The organism is Alkalimonas cellulosilytica (assembly GCF_036325985.1).
Lineage (GTDB): Bacteria > Pseudomonadota > Gammaproteobacteria > Enterobacterales > Alteromonadaceae > Alkalimonas > Alkalimonas cellulosilytica.
Window position 1 is genome coordinate 23,138 of the sequence record NZ_JAUHLI010000005.1, and the last position, 16,159, is coordinate 39,296.

The following is a 16,159-nucleotide window of genomic DNA, read 5'->3' on the forward strand; positions in this document are numbered from 1 at the left end:
GAGCTCACCTCAAAATAAAAATAACAGGCTCACTGGAGCCTGTTATAGCTTAACGCATAAATCTGTTTTCAACCTGCTTTACGGCTGGCGTAATACCACCAACTCACCATTGCGGCTTTGCAGCACCAGGAACTCACCATTGCTCACCGGCGCAGCGTACATGCCTGAACGATGGAATTGGTGCCGGGCTACCATATCGCCGCTGCGGCGATCCAGCCAGTGCAGGTGACCTTTGCTGTCACCAAATACCAGATACTCACCAAATACGGTTGGGGCCGTCAGAAAATGACGCTCCAGCGCAGTCTGCGACCAGAGTTCCTGGCCATTGCGGCGATCGATCGCATACACCCGGCCAACGGAGTCCACAATGTACAGTACAGTATCTGCCAGCGCCATATTGCGGAAACTCGCGTAATCGCGCTTCCACAAGGTACGGCCTGAGTTCAATTCCATCGCCACCAGCTCACCATTGTAAGCAATGGCATAAACGGTATTGCCCACCACCAGTGGCCTTGCATCGACATCCACTAAGCGAGCCAAATCAGTGGCTCCTTGAGGGGTAGCGATTTGCTCCTCCCAGGCAGGCAAACCATGCTCAGAAATCAAGACGCCAACTTTGCCAGAGCCAGAACCAAATACCACACCACCCGGCACTATCGTTGGCTCGGCCACACCCCGAATGGTCAGCGCCGGCAGTTCCTGCTCGTAAGCCCAGCGCCGGCTGCCATCGGCCGGATTCAGCGCAACAATAAAGCCGGAGCCGGTATTGACTACAATCATGCCGTCGCCGGCAGCTGGGGCAGCCAATACTTCACCCGGTACTTTGCTGGTCCAGCGCCGCTCACCCGTTGCAGGGTCCAGTGCAATGACTTCCCCATTCTCGGTACCAAACAGCAGATGGCCAAAGCCATGGGATAAACCACCGGACACTCGCGCTGTGGTATTGGATCGATTACTCAGTAAACGCCAAAAACCGATCACGCTGTCGCGGCGAGTATCGTAGGTCCAGACGCGCTTGCCACTTTCCAGCTCAAAAGCAGTGATAAGGCCAGTCCGGCTGGCGGCATAAAGCTTACCATCCAGGATCAACGGACGCAGACTGGAGTCAAAGTGTTGCACACCATCGGCAGCGGTATGATCCCAGGCCAACACTGGTTGGAACTGGTTATTCACCGATGGCAGCACCAGCTTTTCTTTCTTCGAGGAGCAGCCAGCCAATACCACCAGTACCAGGGCGCTTGCTATCAGAGTTCGCATCGACATCAGATTCACAGCATGCCCTCAGTCTGTATATGAGCCAGCTCATCCAGTTTAATTTTCAGCAGTTGATTGGCCTGAGCTCCGTCACTCGCTTTGGCCAATTGATAGGCTTGCTTAGCAGCGATGGTATCGCCTTGGGCCAGGTGAATATCCCCCTTCAGCTCTTGCTGTTGCAAGGTGAAACTGGCTGGCAACTTGCTTTGCAGTAAAGCCAGTGCCTGGCTGTACTGCTGCTGCTGCAGATGGACACGGGCTAAGCGTAAGCGCGCAATTGCATCAATCACCGGATCTTTGGTCTGAGCAATCACCCAGCTAAGTTGCTGTTCGGCCAGGCTGTAGTCACCCGCCAACACCGCATCACGGGCTTTGAGCATGGCAGCAAAAGTCGCATAAGCGGTTTTGCTATTGCTCTCAATGTAACGCTCTGCATCTTGCAGCCAATCGGCAGACTGTTGCTCTTGTGCCAGCAGCAATTGCTCAAAGCCTGAAGAAGCCTGCTCAGCCTGAGCCAACTGGTGCCCCTGATAATAACGGAAGCCGTACAATCCCCCTAATCCCAGGATGGTTCCTGCAACGATGGTGATGCCGTACTCTTTCCAGAAGCGCTTGATGGCTTCTACCTGTTGTTCTTCACTGCTGTAAACGTCCATAACTGCTCCGTTATTCTTTCGCTAATTCGTTTTGCAAAAAACTGACCAGCCCGGTCAGCGCAATACGCTGCTGCGGCTGCTCCTGACGCAGCCACTTGATGGTAATACTTGCCGAGGCTAGTTCATCACTACCCAGCACTAACGCCAGCTTAGCACCTGATTTATCGGCCTTTTTAAATTGTTTTTTCAAGGCGCCACCGCCGCAATGCTGCATCATCCGTTGCTGTGGAAAAGCCTGGCGTAGCTGTTCGGCAACCGGAATCAACGCAAGTTCCGCGTCGAACCCTGAGGCCATCAAATACCAGTCCGCCTGGGCCTGCTCTGCCGGTGCCAACTCCAGTGTTTGCAAAAGCAGAATTAACCGCTCCATGCCAAGCGCAAAACCAACGGCTGGGCAAGGTTTGCCACCTAACTGCTCGACCAGGCCATCGTAGCGCCCACCGGCACAGACGGTACCTTGAGCCCCTAAACTATCGGTGACCCATTCAAACACAGTTTTGTTGTAATAATCCAGCCCCCGCACCAAACGAGGATTAACCACAAACTCAATGCCAGCGGCAGTGAGACGCTGCTGCAGCTCGGCAAAGTGCTCGGCCGACTCGGTGTCCAGGTAGTCGGCCAGCCTGGGCGCATTCGCCAATACCTCAGTCAAAGCCGGGTTTTTGCTGTCCAGAATACGCAGTGGGTTGCTGTGCAAACGCCGCTTGCTGTCTTCATCCAGCAGCTCGTGATGAGCGGATAGATACTCCACCAGGGCTGCCCGATAGTGCTGACGCGCCTCGGGGCTACCTAAAGTATTTAATTCCAGTCGCACATGGCTGGTTAAACCCAGTTGCTGCCATAACTGCGCACTAAGGCGGATTACTTCGGCATCAATATCGCTGCTGGCGATGCCAAAAGCTTCCAGACCGAACTGATGAAACTGGCGATAGCGTCCTTTTTGTGGCCGCTCATGGCGAAACATCGGCCCCATGTACCAGAGGCGTTGTTCCTGATTGTACAACAAGCCATGCTCATTGCCCGCGCGGACGCAGCAAGCCGTTCCTTCCGGTCGCAGCGTCAGGCTATCACCATTGCGATCGTCGAAGGTGTACATTTCTTTTTCAACAATGTCGGTCACTTCACCGATCGAGCGCTTGAACAGCTCAGTCATTTCGACAATGGGGAAGCGAATTTCCTGGTAGCCGTAGCTTGCTACCGTCTGCCGCAGCTGCTGCTCGACATATTGCCAGAGCCCGCTGTCTTTAGGCAGACAATCATTCATGCCACGAATGGCCTGTACTTGTTTTGACACCTTATTCTACTCGGCTTAGCTAAAAATAGACGGGATTATAGGAGCTTCAGTGCCAAACACCAAGCTTTCCCGCTGCTTTGTTACTGATCCAGTTGCGTGACCGCAATCTGTTGCTGCTTACGCTTCAGGTAATCACGCACCTGTTGCTCCAGTTGCTCAGCGATCTGGTGATTGTCGAGCCGCAGCTTTTGCCGTTCACCATTGATGTAAAAACCACTCATCCGGTTGGCTCCGGCTACCGCCAGATCAGAGACCAGGGCTTCACCCGGGCCATTCACCACACAGCCGATGACCGACACGGTGAGCGGCTCGACCACATCCTCTAACCGCTGTTCCAGCGCATTCATGGTTTTGATCACATCAAACTCCTGCCGTGAACAGCTGGGACAGGCAATGAAATTAATACCGCGCGAGCGAATACGCAGTGATTTTAAGATATCGAAGCCCACTTTCACTTCTTCGACCGGATCCGCCGCCAACGACACCCGCAGCGTATCACCAATACCTTCGGCCAGCAGCATGCCAAGGCCGATTGCTGATTTAACAGCACCAGCACGGGCACCACCAGCTTCGGTAATTCCTAAATGCAACGGCTGCTTAATCTGGGTAGCCAGTAAACGGTAAGCGCCCACAGCCAGAAACACATCCGACGCTTTGACGCTGACTTTGAACTGGTCAAAGTTAAGCCGGTCGAGGATATCAACGTGACGCATCGCCGACTCAACCAAAGCTTCGGCGGTTGGTTCACCGTATTTCTGCTGAATATCGGCTTCCAGTGAACCGCCATTGACACCGATCCGGATCGGAATGTTGTGGTCTCTGGCGCAATCCACTACGGCGCGGATCCGATCTTCCCGGCCAATATTGCCCGGGTTAATTCGCAAACAATCCACACCATATTCGGCCACTTTCAGGGCGATGCGGTAATCAAAATGAATATCCGCAACCAGCGGCACCGGTGACTGCTGTTTGATCAGGCGGAACGCTTCTGCCGCATCCATCGTAGGCACCGACACCCGCACCATATCGGCACCGGCAGCGGCAATGGCTTGGATCTGTGCTACCGTGGCATCAACATCGGTGGTTTTGGTATTGGTCATGGATTGCACACTGATCGGGGCATCGCCACCAACCGGCACAGTGCCAACCATAATCTGGCTGCTTTTACGTCGTTTAATAGGGTTATCAGCAAACATAGCTTAGTCTTGTAACGGAACAGAGAATTTAGCGACCCGGCCAGAGCGAAAACCGGACATATCAACCGGTTCAGCATCCAAGGTTATTTCAACCACCGAAGGATTGCCCAAGGTCACAGTAAAAGGAGGGCGGCCCTGCACCTGCAATTGATAACCAGCGCGCTTGGTACCAAAGGCCACTCTGGAGCCATCCGCATCCACCACGTCTATCCAGCAGTCATCGGCAAAACGCATGGTTAACTGCTGACTGTCTGGTATGGCCGCATCCGCCGGCAAGGCTTCCTGATCCTGGGCCGGCGCAGAGCTACTGGGTTCCGACAACACGGCAGGTTCAGCAATGGGCGTAATCAGCTCCGGCTGCTCAGGTAAGATCTGAGGTTCGGTAACCGATGTGGGCGTAGTTTCAGGTTCTACTGCAGTCACCATTTCGAGCGGGGCGCTCAAACGCTCGCTGACTGCAGTATTGGTGTCGTCAGTCAACCAATGGGTTTGCCACCACCACAGCACCAATAAGCCCAGTAAAATGGCGCCCACCAGGTAGGTAAGCAGCATAAAACGGCTTTCAGTCGCCTCTTTTTCCGTACGGTTGGAAAAACTATGCATCGCCCGTGGTTCTATCGCCTGATTGCCATGATGCCGTTCATAAGCTGCCAGCACTTGTTGTTCGGAAATTTTCAGTAAACGAGCGTAAGAGCGCAGATAACCACGGATAAAGGTCGGCAGGATACTGGCTTCGTACTGATCCGTTTCCATGCTCTCAATCAGAGATAAGCGAAGGTTGAGCTGACTGGCAACTTCTTTTTGCGACCACTGCTTCTGCTCACGGGCGGCTTTTAACAAGCTCCCTGCACTTTGCTCCATCGTTTCTGTTGGCGTGTTATCGGTCGTCATGGATTAGTTCAGCCGGGTCTTTCAGGTAAATACGTTGCCCCACATACACTCTGCTGCGTTCGGTCAGGTTATTCCAGTGCAGCAGGCGGGTAAGGCGAATATTGTATCGCATCGAAATATTAAACAGGGTATCCCCCTCAGCAACAACATGAGTATCTGGTCGCTCGACAGTCACTTCGCTTGGTGCCACTATGACCTCCAAGGGTGGTTCTGCCAACCACAGGCGTTGCCCCGCCCGAATAGTCGCACCGGGTGATAACTGGTTCCATTGCTGCAACCGCTCTAAACGAAGGTTGTAACGCATGGAAATAGCAAAGAGTGACTCACCTTGCTGCACAATATGGTAGGCAACATCTGCTGACTCTGAAGGCCCGGCCACCGGAGCAATAGCTTCCGTCTGGAGGTTCTTCTCGGGAAGTTCCTGGCTCTCGGGTTCAGCATCCGGGCTATGGACCGATGCAGCGGCCAATAGTTCAGTATCCAGTGATTGTTCGCTGATAATTTCTGCAGCATAGGCCTCTGTTGCTTCAGCCGCTGATTCTGTCCGGCCAGGTTCTGCAACCGTTGGGTCAACATCAAAATGAAACGCAGGCAATGCGAAAGGCTCTAGTTCCAGTACAGGTGGTCTGGTTTGCTCTGGCTCTTGTCTGGGCTCTGGCTTTGGAGCTGACCAAATAGGGGCCGCAATCACCTCTGGGCTTACCAACCTATCAGCCGCAAAGCTGGCTTTATCCGCAACCAGTTGAGCCTCGGCCTCTGGCTCAGGTTGGATATCGGCAGTACGGCTGACTGGTCTTGGTTCAGCTTCCGGCACGGCTCGCTGTGCTGTGCGGGTCAGCGATTGAGATTGACGGGGCGCTTCTGGCTCGGATCTGGGCTCATTACGGCGCACAATGCGAATTTGTGGCTGCTCTGTCGCAGTTTCCTGCTGAGTAGCTGGCTCTGGCAAGTCCAGATTGGAGATTAAATATTGCTTGTAGCGCTCGCGAAGTTGCTCGTATTCGCTATCTTGTAGCCGCTCCTGACGCATCAGACGCGCGGCTTCGCTATCCGGATAAACCTGGAGCAGCAACTCACGCGCAGTTCGCTGCGTTTCACTATCCAGCTCTTTATCGGCAATCAGATAGCTCAGCAGCGAGGTATTGGCTGACACATGGCCAAGACGCTGGATCCGGGTCAGATGCTGACGCGCTCGTTGGTGGTTGCCCATCGCATAATCAAGCCCGGCTAAATTCAATAAACTACTGATACGATTACCACTGTGCAGCACAGCCGATTCCAGATAACGTTGAGCCCGGCTAAAATTATTTTGTTGCAGCTGGCAAAGGGCGAGGTTTTCGTAACTTTCAGACACCCTCATGTAACCGGGCCGGCGAATAGCACTTAGCAGCAAATGCTCCGCTTCATCGTACTTTCCCTGCTGACACAGAAAAGCACCGTAATTGTTGTAGGTATCTGCGTTGTCCGGATCGCGGGCCAGCGCTTGTTTGAACGCAGCCTCAGCCTGTACCGGTTCATTGACATTCTGGTAGTAAAAGGCCAGTGCATTGTAGACTTCAGGCAATTGCGGGGCCAAAGCTCTGGCGCGCTCCAGGTTAAAAATGGCCTGGGCATTTTCACCCCGCTGCAGATAATTCAACCCCAGCGACATCCGCGTTCGGGCTGCTTCAGTGTTATCCACCTGCCGCTGTTGCACCGGCCGTTCAGAGCCAACATAAGTACTTTCAGACACGCAGCCTGACAACACCAATGCACTCATCACGACCATGCTAACCGACAGTTTTTGCATAACTTTTGCCCTGAGCCAACCTTTATGATGTCATTCTGACTGAAATCGCCTGACCTTTCATTTGTTTTTTTAATAAACGCTTGGTTCTGTCAACCACATCCCCGACCAATTGGCCACAGGCGGCATCGATATCATCGCCACGGGTTTTACGTACCATGACGGTAAAACCATGTTGTTGCAAGACTTTATTGAAACGATCGATGCGGGAATTGCTGGAGCGAGCGTACGGAGATCCGGGATACGGATTAAATGGAATCAGATTGATCTTGGCCGGTGTATCCCGCAGTGCATATGCCAACTCATGGGCTTGCTCCATGCTGTCGTTAATGCCTTCCAGCATCACGTACTCGACCGTGACTTTATCATTGGCCTTGGACCACTCGACATAACGCCGGGATGAAGCCAGAAAATCTTCCATTGGGTACTTCTTATTGACCGGTACCAATTCGTTACGCAGCTCATTATTAGGGGCGTGCAGTGAGATAGCCAGTGCCACATCAATCTTTCCAAGCATGGCATCCAGCGCAGGAACAACCCCTGAAGTACTTAATGTGACCCGGCGCTTGGACAAACCAAAGCCATAGTCTTCCATCATCAGCTCCATGGCCGGGATCACGTTATTCATATTCAGCAACGGCTCACCCATGCCCATCATCACCACATTGGTGACTGGTTTTTCCCCGGTATCGCCATAACTGCCAATCAACTGACAAACACGCCAGACCTGACCAATGATTTCAGCCACCGTCAGGTTACGGTTAAAGCCCTGCTGAGCCGTTGAACAAAATGAACAATCCAGCGCGCAGCCAACCTGGGAAGAAACACAGAGGGTACGGCGATCTTTTTCCGGGATCCAAACGGTTTCGACTTCCTGACCACCATCCAGCCGCATCACAAACTTGATGGTGCCGTCTTTACTGTCCTGACGGCTGGCCACTTCCGGAGCACGGATCTCAGCACACTGCTTTAATTTCTCACGCAGCAACTTGTTCACATTGGTCATTTTGTCGAAATCATCGACACAGTAATGATAGATCCATTTCATCACCTGATCGGCGCGAAAAGGCTTCTCGCCAAGATCAGCAAAAAACGACTTCATTTGCTCACGGGTCAGATTCAGCAAATTGGTTTTTGCACCAGATGTTGTCATGCTATCTATTCCTGTTCAATCATTGCACTCTGCGCCAAAGACGCAACAAGGGGGCTATGCCCCCTTGATTTGGTACCGCTGTTAACGATTAACGGGTACGTGGGCAAACTTCCGCATCGGTGAAGAAGTAAGCAATTTCACGGGCAGCCGACTCAACAGCATCTGAACCATGGACCGCATTCTCATCAATGCTGTCGGCATAATCAGCACGTAATGTACCTGCCAGTGCGTCTTTCGGGTTGGTAGCGCCCATGATTTCACGGTTTTTACGCACCGCATCTTCACCTTCCAACACCTGCACCATCACAGGACCAGAGGTCATAAAAGCAACCAGAGCACCAAAGAAAGGACGCTCTTTGTGCTCCGCATAGAAGCCCTCGGCCTGTTCTTTGCTCAAGTGTAGCATTTTTGACGCCACAATACGCAGGCCTGCTGCTTCAAAGCGCTGGTAGATAGCGCCAATCAAATTTTTCGCAACAGCATCCGGCTTAACAATAGAGAAAGTACGTTCTAAAGCCATGAAAGAGCTCCTTGAGTGAATGGGTTAAATTTTAAAGGCGCGAAATTATACGTGATCCCAGCCAAAAAACCTATTTTCTGCCATAAAATTTTTCAGGTTACGGCGAACCCGATGCCGAACAGACCATTGCACCGGGTATAGAGCGGCACAAGGCTCTGATGCCCTGGCAGGAAAGGTTAGTGATTTTCACTGACCATATTGACGGTGTACTTGGGGATCTCTACCACCAGATCTTCATCGGCAACATGAGCCTGACAACCCAGACGGGATTCAGGCTCCAGGCCCCAGGCTTTATCCAGCATGTCGTCTTCCAGCTCATCGCTTTCATTCAAACTGTAAAAACCTTCCCGCACCACCACATGACAGGTGGTGCAAGCACAAGACTTTTCACAGGCATGCTCAATAGAAATACCATTGCGCAGCGCCACATCCAAAATGGTATCGCCTTTGGCAGCATCCAGTTCAGCACCTTGAGGGCACAATTCTGCGTGCGGCAGAAAAATAATTTTTGGCATGATTAAACCTCATCCACCTTATGCCCTTTCAGGGCGTTTCGAATTGATTGATCCATTCTCAGGGCTGCAAACTGGTCGGTGCTGTGATTGACGCGCTCGATGGCCAGCTTGATGGCGTCCACATCCTGTGCCTGACGTTGCTGTTGCAATGTTGCCAGTTGTTGCTCGATCTGCTCACGCTCTTCTGTTTCCAGCAAGTGACCATCAGCCATCAGGGCGGCCTGCACGGCCTCCAGCACCCGATCGGCTTCCACCTGCTGCTCCAACAGCATGCGCTTTTGCATATCGGCTTTGGCGTGCTGCATTGAGCCGGTGATCATGCTCATAATTTGCTCATCGGTCAGACCATAAGATGGCTTGACTTCAATACTGGCGACCACACCGCTGCTTTTTTCCTGCGCAGTGACATGCAACAAGCCATCAGCGTCGACCTGAAAGGTGACCCGGATATGGGCACCACCTGCCGGCATCGGCGGAATACCGTGCAGCTCAAAACGAGCCAATGAGCGATTATCTGCCACCAGCTCACGCTCACCTTGCAGTACATGAATCGCCATCGCGGTCTGACCGTCTTTGAAGGTGGTGAATTCCTGGGCTTTGGCTACCGGGATCACGGTATTGCGTGGAATAATTTTTTCTACCAGGCCGCCCATGGTTTCCAGGCCCAACGACAGCGGGATCACATCCAGCAGCAGCGTATCCTGCTCGCTTTTGTTGCCGACCAGCACATTAGCCTGAATGGCCGCACCAAGGGCTACCACCTGATCCGGATCTATCGAGGTCAATGGCTCTTTGCCAAACAGCTCAGCCACTTGCTGCCGCACCAAAGGCACCCGGGTAGAACCGCCCACCATCACCACCGACAACACCTCGTCCAGCTGAAGACCGGCATCACGCACTGCGGATTTACAGGCCAGCAGGGTTTTACGGACCAATGGCTGGATCAGCCTTTCAAAAGTAGTGCGACCAATAGTGCCGCGGAACTCCTCATCACCCAAAGGCAGCACAAAATCGGCCTGCTCATGCTGGCTAAGCTTTTCTTTTAACCGCCGTGCCAGCAATTTGTATTCGCGCAGACTTTGCGAAGAGCGTTCAGTTTCACCGGTTTGCTCAAGCAACCAGCCGACGATGGCCTGGTCAAAATCATCGCCGCCAAGCGCCGAATCACCGCCAGTAGCCAGCACCTCAAACACGCCTTTTTGCAAACGCAGAATGGAAAGATCAAAGGTACCGCCGCCCAAGTCATAGACAGCTATCACGCCTTCCTGGCCAGAGTCCAGACCATAGGCCAGAGCAGCAGCGGTCGGTTCGTTCAGTAACCGCAGTACATTTAAACCAGCCAGTCGGGCTGCATCCTTGGTAGCCTGACGCTGGGCGTCATCAAAATAGGCCGGCACGGTAATCACCACACCGGTGAGCTCACCGGCTAAATGTTCGCTGGCAATGGCATGCAGACGTTTAAGGATCTCAGCCGATACTTCCACCGGGTTTTTTACGCCCTGCCGGGTTTGTATCGCCAGCAGGCCGGATTGATCCACCAATTGATAAGGCAACTGTTCCGCCTGGCCAGCAATTTCAGCATAACCCCGGCCCATAAAGCGCTTGACCGATAAAATGGTATTCTCAGCATCAAATACTGCCGCATCCAAAGCGGCCTGCCCCACTTCGGTGACTTCGCTACTCACAAAACGCACAGCCGATGGCACCATCGGCTGATCATCACTGCCAAGCAGAATTTGTGCTTCGCCACTGCGTACCGTAGCAACCAGTGAATTGGTGGTGCCCAGATCGATGCCTGCCGCCAGTTTGTGTTGATGCGGCGCCGAGCTTTGTCCTGGCTCAGCGATTTGTAATAATGCCATGGGTGATTGTCTTATCGTTGCTGTTCAATAAACTCGAGCTCTTGCTGCAGTTTATCAAAAAATTTAAGTTTACGAAGAAGCGATGCAGCGTGTTGATTGCCGCTTTCAGAGTGCTGCTCTAACGCCTGCACCAATTCCGTGCGTAGTTGTTGCTGATGTTGCTGCAGCTCTTGCTCAAACTGCTGCAGTAGCTCTGTTTGCTCAGACGCTGCGGCGATGTCGGCCAGTTGCTCACGCAATTCCATCTGCTGCATTAAAAATGCCGGGTCCTGAAAGCTTTGTTGCTCGTGCTTGAGCTCGATACCACGGCATTGCAACAGGTACTCGGCCCGTCGCAGCGGATGCTTGAGTGTTTGGAAGGCATCGTTGATCAGGGCCGCCTGCTGCACCGACTGACGCCGGTCCCGCTCACTGGCATTGGCAAAATTATCCGGATGAAAGCGGCGCTGAAGCTGCAGATAGTGCTGGCTCAGCAAGGCTGAGTCCAGCTCCATCTGTTGGGGTAGTTGAAACAACTCAAAGTAATTCAAGGCCTGGTTCCTACACCGTGAAACTCTCGCCGCAACCACACTCCCCATTGACATTGGGGTTGTTAAACTTGAAGCCTTCGTTTAGCCCTTCACGGGTGAAATCCAGTTCGGTGCCGTCGATGTAAACCAGACTTTTGCCATCGACTATCAGCTTAATCCCTTGCTGATCGAATACTTCATCGTCCGGGTTCAGATCATCCACAAACTCAAGCACGTAAGCAAGGCCAGAGCAGCCGGTAGTTTTCACACCTACCCGCAGCCCGATGCCTTTACCCCGATTGCTCAGAAAATGGCGAACCCGGTCCGCCGCTGCATCCGTCATCGTTATGGCCATGCTTACCCCTGAGCACCTTGCTTTTGCTTGTAATCGGCAATGGCTGCTTTGATGGCATCTTCGGCCAAAATGGAGCAGTGAATTTTCACCGGAGGCAACGCCAGCTCCTGGGCAATTTCGGTGTTGGTAATTTTTTGTGCTTCATCCAGCGTCTTGCCTTTCACCCACTCGGTAACCAGTGAGCTGGAAGCAATTGCGCTGCCACAGCCGTAGGTTTTAAAACGAGCATCTTCAATCACGCCCTGCTCATTTACTTTCAGCTGCAAGCGCATCACATCACCACAAGCAGGTGCACCGACCATGCCGGTGGCAATGGTTGGATCATCTTTGGCAAAGGAGCCAACATTGCGCGGGTTTTCGTAGTGATCGATTACTTTATTGCTGTAAGCCATTGCTATAACCTCCTGAGTCAGTTACTTAAGTTTAGTGAGCAACCCACTCTACTGAATTTAAATCGATGCCATCTTTGTACATATCCCACAGCGGCGACATCTCGCGCAGCCGGCTGATGGCCTCGTTAACCACCTTCACGGTATGGTCAATGTCTGCTTCGGTGGTGTAACGACCAATGCTAAAACGGATCGAACTGTGCGCCAGCTCATCGCTCAGACCAAGCGCCCGAAGGACATAAGAAGGTTCCAGGCTGGCAGAAGTACAGGCCGAACCTGAAGATACGGCGATGTCTTTCAGTGCCATAATCAGCGACTCGCCTTCCACATAGTTAAAACTGATGTTGGTGATGCCTGGCACGCGCTGTGCGTCGTCACCATTTAAAAACACTTGCTCGATATCTTTTACACCATCCCACAGCCGCTGACGCAAGGCTTCAAAACGCTGCCGCTCTGTTGCCATTTCTTCTTTGGCAATGCGGAAAGCTTCACCCATTCCGACCAGTTGATGGGTCGCTAAAGTACCAGAGCGCATGCCTCGCTCGTGACCGCCACCATGGGTTTGTGCTTCCAACCGGATACGTGGCTTACGCCGAACGTACAAGGCACCCACTCCTTTCGGGCCGTAAATTTTATGCGCTGAAAAGGACATCAAATCCACTTTCAACTGCTGCAGATCGATATCGACTTTGCCCGCTGCCTGCGCCGCATCAACGTGAAACACAATGCCTTTTTCACGGCACAGCTCACCGATAGCCGGAATATCCTGTACTACGCCAATCTCGTTATTGACGAACATCACACTGATCAGGATGGTGTCTGGCCGGATCGCTGCTTTTAGTACGTCCAGATCCAGCAAGCCATTGGCCGCCACATCCAGGTAGGTGACTTCATAGCCTTCCCGTTCCAGCGCACGCATGGTGTCCAGTACGGCTTTGTGCTCAGTTTTTACCGTGATTAAGTGCTTGCCTTTTTTGTGGTAAAAGCCTGCAACGCCTTTAATCGCCAGATTATTGGACTCAGTTGCGCCAGAGGTCCAGACAATTTCACGGGGATCGGCATTGACCAGTTCGGCGACCTGACTACGGGCCAGTTCAACTGCCTCTTCGGCTTGCCAGCCAAAGCGATGCGAGCGCGATGCAGGGTTGCCGTACTGACCTTCGAAGGTCAGGTACTGCATCATTTTTTCTGCCACGCGCTGATCAACCGGAGTGGTTGCCGCATAATCCAAATAAATAGGTAACTTCATCTTTGGCTCCAGTTAGGCTGCCTACAGCTGGCAACTTACTTCAATCTTGTTTACCGGGGAGGACGCTGCTTCTGCTTTGTCCTGGCGTTTGGCTACACCTTGTACGTCGTTTTGCTCAACCAGTTCAGCCAGCGAGATGTTGGTAAGAAAATCTTCAATCCGGTGACTGAGATCACTCCATAAGCTGTGGGTCAGACAGCGCACCCCACCCTGACAATCTGATTTGCCCTGACAACGGGTAGCATCGATCGACTCATCGACCGCGCTGATCACTTCTGCCACCGCAATCTGCGCTGCTTCACGCCCGAGCTGATAACCACCACCGGGGCCCCGCACACTGCTGACCAAGCCACGTTTACGAAGGCGCGCAAACAGTTGTTCCAGATACGACAGCGAAATACCCTGTCGCTCGGAAATATCGGCCAGAGAAACAGGCCCGCTGCCGTGGTGCAAAGCGACATCCAGCATCGCGGTCACTGCGTAACGCCCCTTCGATGTCAATCTCATGCTGTACTCCGGATGGCGTAGCCATCAACCTCTGTGTTCATAGCGGTTATTGTACATTCCTGACTATTTTAGTCAAGTATAAAGCCTAGTAATTTAGTCAGGTATTATGGCCATCACTGTGAGTTGCAACACAAGCTTTGATGCTGTGGTACTGCATGCCGTACCACTATTTTTTATCAGCGGTGCCAGCCAAGCGCTTTTGCACTGAAGTCAGCATGCCGCGCAGAATATTGTACTCAGCCTCTTCCGGCCTGGCGCGATTAAACAAGCGTCTTAGTTTGGTCATGACCAGGCCTGGATGCTGGCGAATAATAAAACCCGTTTGATCCAGTGTTTGCTCTAAGTGCTGGTAAAAATTGTCCATCTGACTGGCCGTTGGGTAATGGATGGCATCCGCCGCATCAGACTGCTCCGCCCGTGCCAGGGCGGCAACCCGCACTTCATAGGCTACAATTTGCACCGCCATGGCCAGATTCAACGAACTGTAGTCAGGATTGGCAGGAATACAGACATGATAATTGCACAGTTGCAGCTCTTCGTTGCTTAAACCATTGCTTTCACGACCAAAAACCAGAGCGACCGAATGACTAGCTGCTTCCTTCACCGCCAGCTCACCAAGTGCTCTGGGCTCCAGCATGGGCCAGGATAAGGTGCGGGAACGGGCACTGGTACCGACCACCAGACCACAATCGGCAATGGCGTGTTCAAGCGTATCAAAGTGCTCTGCCTGGCTGAGCAGTTCGCTGGCTCCAGCAGAAAGCGCGTAGGCATGGCCATCCAGTTCAGCTTTTGGCTGCACCAGGCAAAGTCGGCTTAACCCCATAGTTTTCATGGCTCTGGCTACCGAGCCAATGTTGCCACTGTGGGTGGTTCCCACCAGTACAATTTTAATCTGATCCAGCATAAAGCACCCTGTTTGAAGGGGCGCTATTCTAGCATAGCAAGGCTTGGCAGGGACAGACCCTACCCACCATAGTCTGACAATAAGCGCAAAAGAGGTAACGCCAACGCCTTCAGAACCACCGCCCGTTATCCAGTGCAGCGGACAGCTGTGTGGTAAATCGCTGCTTTTTTTGCTGGCCTTTGCTACACTAGCCCACCTCGGCGGTGTGCGTGGTGTCCAGCCAATCCGATGCTGGACGCACCGGGTATAATAGAATGCTTTCAACCCAAGAAGGATACCCCCATGACTGCAATTGGTATGAAATTTAGTTGGCTGCTGCTACCGGCGCTGCTTTTAAGCACTTCACTGTCTGCGACTGAAACCGCTATTCAGGCTGCGGTTGAGCACTCCAGCAGGACCGCTGCCAATAAAGCACGGGATCACTACCGCAATCCGGTCGAAACCTTGTCGTTTTTTGAAGTCGCACCACACAGCACCGTGGTAGAAATTTCCCCCGGTGCTGGCTGGTACACCGAAATCCTGGCTCCTTTGCTGCACCAGCAAGGCACCTTGTATGCCGCCCATTTCCCGGCCAACAGTTCATCCGAGTTTGCTCAGCGCTCTCGAGCCAGCTTTGCCGAAAAAATGGCATCGCATCCAGTCTACAGCAAGGTTCAAATGACCGAGTTTGCTCCGGTGGCTTCGATTCAGATTGCCCCCGACGCCAGTGCCGATGTCGTGCTTACCTTTCGCAATCTGCACAACTGGTACATGCAAGGCGGTGAAGATGCGATGCGCATTGCCTTCAATCACTTTTACCGGGCATTAAAACCAGGTGGTGTGCTCGGCGTGGTTGAACACCGGCTGCCAGAGGCCAAACGCGACAGCGATTGGACCCAAAGTGGCTATTTCCCGCAAAGCCTGGCCATTGAGCTGGCCGAGCAAGCTGGTTTTGTGTTTGAAGCCAGTAGTGAAATCAATGCCAACCCCAGGGATACCGCGGATCACCCTCGTGGCGTCTGGACTTTACCGCCCAGCTTGCGGCTTGGCGAACAAGACCGGGATCGGTATCTGGCCATCGGTGAAAGTGACCGGATGACCCTGAAATTTCGTAAACCTCAACAGCAATAATCGGACAAT

Annotated in this window: 17 protein-coding genes; 1 reads left to right on the plus strand and 16 read right to left on the minus strand. The window is 52.8% G+C overall.

The window, feature by feature from the left end; genetic code table 11:
* Positions 1-78: 78 nt before the first annotated feature.
* The 16 genes from bamB to trmJ form a co-directional block, all read right to left on the minus strand.
* A complete protein-coding gene (bamB, locus tag QWY20_RS05930) occupies positions 79-1,263 on the minus strand; it encodes an outer membrane protein assembly factor BamB (protein ID WP_330128116.1) in 1,185 nt (394 codons plus the stop codon).
* A 5-nt stretch (positions 1,264-1,268) separates the two neighbouring features.
* Positions 1,269-1,910 (minus strand): YfgM family protein, encoded by a 642-nt coding sequence (locus tag QWY20_RS05935; RefSeq protein ID WP_330128117.1) that lies wholly within the window; start codon positions 1,908-1,910, stop codon positions 1,269-1,271.
* Positions 1,911-1,920: 10 nt separating this feature from the next.
* Entirely contained in the window at positions 1,921-3,204 is a 1,284-nt protein-coding gene (gene hisS / locus QWY20_RS05940; protein ID WP_330128118.1) for a histidine--tRNA ligase, read from the minus strand.
* Positions 3,205-3,284: 80 nt separating this feature from the next.
* Positions 3,285-4,400 (minus strand): flavodoxin-dependent (E)-4-hydroxy-3-methylbut-2-enyl-diphosphate synthase, encoded by a 1,116-nt coding sequence (ispG, locus tag QWY20_RS05945; protein ID WP_330128119.1) that lies wholly within the window; start codon positions 4,398-4,400, stop codon positions 3,285-3,287.
* A 3-nt stretch (positions 4,401-4,403) separates the two neighbouring features.
* Entirely contained in the window at positions 4,404-5,291 is an 888-nt protein-coding gene (locus tag QWY20_RS05950; RefSeq protein ID WP_330128120.1) for a RodZ domain-containing protein, read from the minus strand.
* Positions 5,278-7,080, minus strand: a complete 1,803-nt coding sequence (gene pilW, locus QWY20_RS05955; RefSeq protein WP_330128121.1) for a type IV pilus biogenesis/stability protein PilW — start codon at positions 7,078-7,080, stop codon at positions 5,278-5,280. Before pilW ends, QWY20_RS05950 begins: the two co-directional genes overlap by 14 nt.
* Positions 7,081-7,102: 22 nt before the next feature.
* Entirely contained in the window at positions 7,103-8,230 is a 1,128-nt protein-coding gene (locus QWY20_RS05960) for a bifunctional tRNA (adenosine(37)-C2)-methyltransferase TrmG/ribosomal RNA large subunit methyltransferase RlmN (RefSeq protein ID WP_330128122.1), read from the minus strand.
* Positions 8,231-8,318: 88 nt separating this feature from the next.
* Positions 8,319-8,750 carry a nucleoside-diphosphate kinase gene (gene ndk / locus QWY20_RS05965; protein WP_330128123.1) on the minus strand — a complete coding sequence of 144 codons (432 nt, stop codon included), beginning with the start codon at positions 8,748-8,750 and terminating at the stop codon, positions 8,319-8,321.
* A gap of 176 nt (positions 8,751-8,926) precedes the next feature.
* Positions 8,927-9,265 carry an ISC system 2Fe-2S type ferredoxin gene (gene fdx, locus QWY20_RS05970; RefSeq protein WP_330128124.1) on the minus strand — a complete coding sequence of 113 codons (339 nt, stop codon included), beginning with the start codon at positions 9,263-9,265 and terminating at the stop codon, positions 8,927-8,929.
* Between the two features lie 2 nt (positions 9,266-9,267).
* A complete protein-coding gene (gene hscA / locus QWY20_RS05975) occupies positions 9,268-11,127 on the minus strand; it encodes a Fe-S protein assembly chaperone HscA (protein WP_330128125.1) in 1,860 nt (619 codons plus the stop codon).
* A gap of 11 nt (positions 11,128-11,138) precedes the next feature.
* Positions 11,139-11,657, minus strand: coding sequence for a co-chaperone HscB (gene hscB / locus QWY20_RS05980; protein ID WP_330128126.1), 519 nt, complete (start codon positions 11,655-11,657; stop codon positions 11,139-11,141).
* Positions 11,658-11,667: 10 nt separating this feature from the next.
* On the minus strand, positions 11,668-11,991 hold the full coding sequence (iscA, locus tag QWY20_RS05985) for an iron-sulfur cluster assembly protein IscA (RefSeq protein ID WP_330128127.1): 324 nt from the start codon (positions 11,989-11,991) through the stop codon (positions 11,668-11,670).
* 2 nt (positions 11,992-11,993) lie between these two features.
* Positions 11,994-12,383, minus strand: coding sequence for a Fe-S cluster assembly scaffold IscU (gene iscU, locus QWY20_RS05990; protein WP_091337911.1), 390 nt, complete (start codon positions 12,381-12,383; stop codon positions 11,994-11,996).
* Positions 12,384-12,414: 31 nt separating this feature from the next.
* On the minus strand, positions 12,415-13,629 hold the full coding sequence (locus tag QWY20_RS05995) for an IscS subfamily cysteine desulfurase (protein WP_330128128.1): 1,215 nt from the start codon (positions 13,627-13,629) through the stop codon (positions 12,415-12,417).
* Positions 13,630-13,650: 21 nt separating this feature from the next.
* Complete coding sequence (gene iscR / locus QWY20_RS06000; protein WP_330128129.1) at positions 13,651-14,136, minus strand: Fe-S cluster assembly transcriptional regulator IscR; 486 nt, start codon at positions 14,134-14,136, stop codon at positions 13,651-13,653.
* A gap of 166 nt (positions 14,137-14,302) precedes the next feature.
* Positions 14,303-15,040, minus strand: a complete 738-nt coding sequence (trmJ, locus tag QWY20_RS06005; RefSeq protein WP_330128130.1) for a tRNA (cytosine(32)/uridine(32)-2'-O)-methyltransferase TrmJ — start codon at positions 15,038-15,040, stop codon at positions 14,303-14,305.
* Between the two features lie 297 nt (positions 15,041-15,337).
* On the opposite strand from trmJ, the gene QWY20_RS06010 reads away from it, so the two are divergent.
* Entirely contained in the window at positions 15,338-16,150 is an 813-nt protein-coding gene (locus QWY20_RS06010) for a class I SAM-dependent methyltransferase (RefSeq protein WP_330128303.1), read from the plus strand.
* Positions 16,151-16,159 lie beyond the last annotated feature (9 nt).

Coding starts and splice junctions, on each gene's coding strand:
- bamB (WP_330128116.1), bottom strand. CDS start 1,263: ATGTCGATGCGAACTCTGATAGCAAGCGCCCTGGTACTGGTGGTATTG.
- QWY20_RS05935 (WP_330128117.1), bottom strand. CDS start 1,910: ATGGACGTTTACAGCAGTGAAGAACAACAGGTAGAAGCCATCAAGCGC.
- ispG (WP_330128119.1), bottom strand. CDS start 4,400: ATGTTTGCTGATAACCCTATTAAACGACGTAAAAGCAGCCAGATTATG.
- QWY20_RS05950 (WP_330128120.1), bottom strand. CDS start 5,291: ATGACGACCGATAACACGCCAACAGAAACGATGGAGCAAAGTGCAGGG.
- pilW (WP_330128121.1), bottom strand. CDS start 7,080: ATGCAAAAACTGTCGGTTAGCATGGTCGTGATGAGTGCATTGGTGTTG.
- QWY20_RS05960 (WP_330128122.1), bottom strand. CDS start 8,230: ATGACAACATCTGGTGCAAAAACCAATTTGCTGAATCTGACCCGTGAG.
- ndk (WP_330128123.1), bottom strand. CDS start 8,750: ATGGCTTTAGAACGTACTTTCTCTATTGTTAAGCCGGATGCTGTTGCG.
- fdx (WP_330128124.1), bottom strand. CDS start 9,265: ATGCCAAAAATTATTTTTCTGCCGCACGCAGAATTGTGCCCTCAAGGT.
- hscA (WP_330128125.1), bottom strand. CDS start 11,127: ATGGCATTATTACAAATCGCTGAGCCAGGACAAAGCTCGGCGCCGCAT.
- iscA (WP_330128127.1), bottom strand. CDS start 11,991: ATGGCCATAACGATGACGGATGCAGCGGCGGACCGGGTTCGCCATTTT.
- iscU (WP_091337911.1), bottom strand. CDS start 12,383: ATGGCTTACAGCAATAAAGTAATCGATCACTACGAAAACCCGCGCAAT.
- QWY20_RS05995 (WP_330128128.1), bottom strand. CDS start 13,629: ATGAAGTTACCTATTTATTTGGATTATGCGGCAACCACTCCGGTTGAT.
- iscR (WP_330128129.1), bottom strand. CDS start 14,136: ATGAGATTGACATCGAAGGGGCGTTACGCAGTGACCGCGATGCTGGAT.
- trmJ (WP_330128130.1), bottom strand. CDS start 15,040: ATGCTGGATCAGATTAAAATTGTACTGGTGGGAACCACCCACAGTGGC.
- QWY20_RS06010 (WP_330128303.1), top strand. CDS start 15,338: ATGAAATTTAGTTGGCTGCTGCTACCGGCGCTGCTTTTAAGCACTTCA.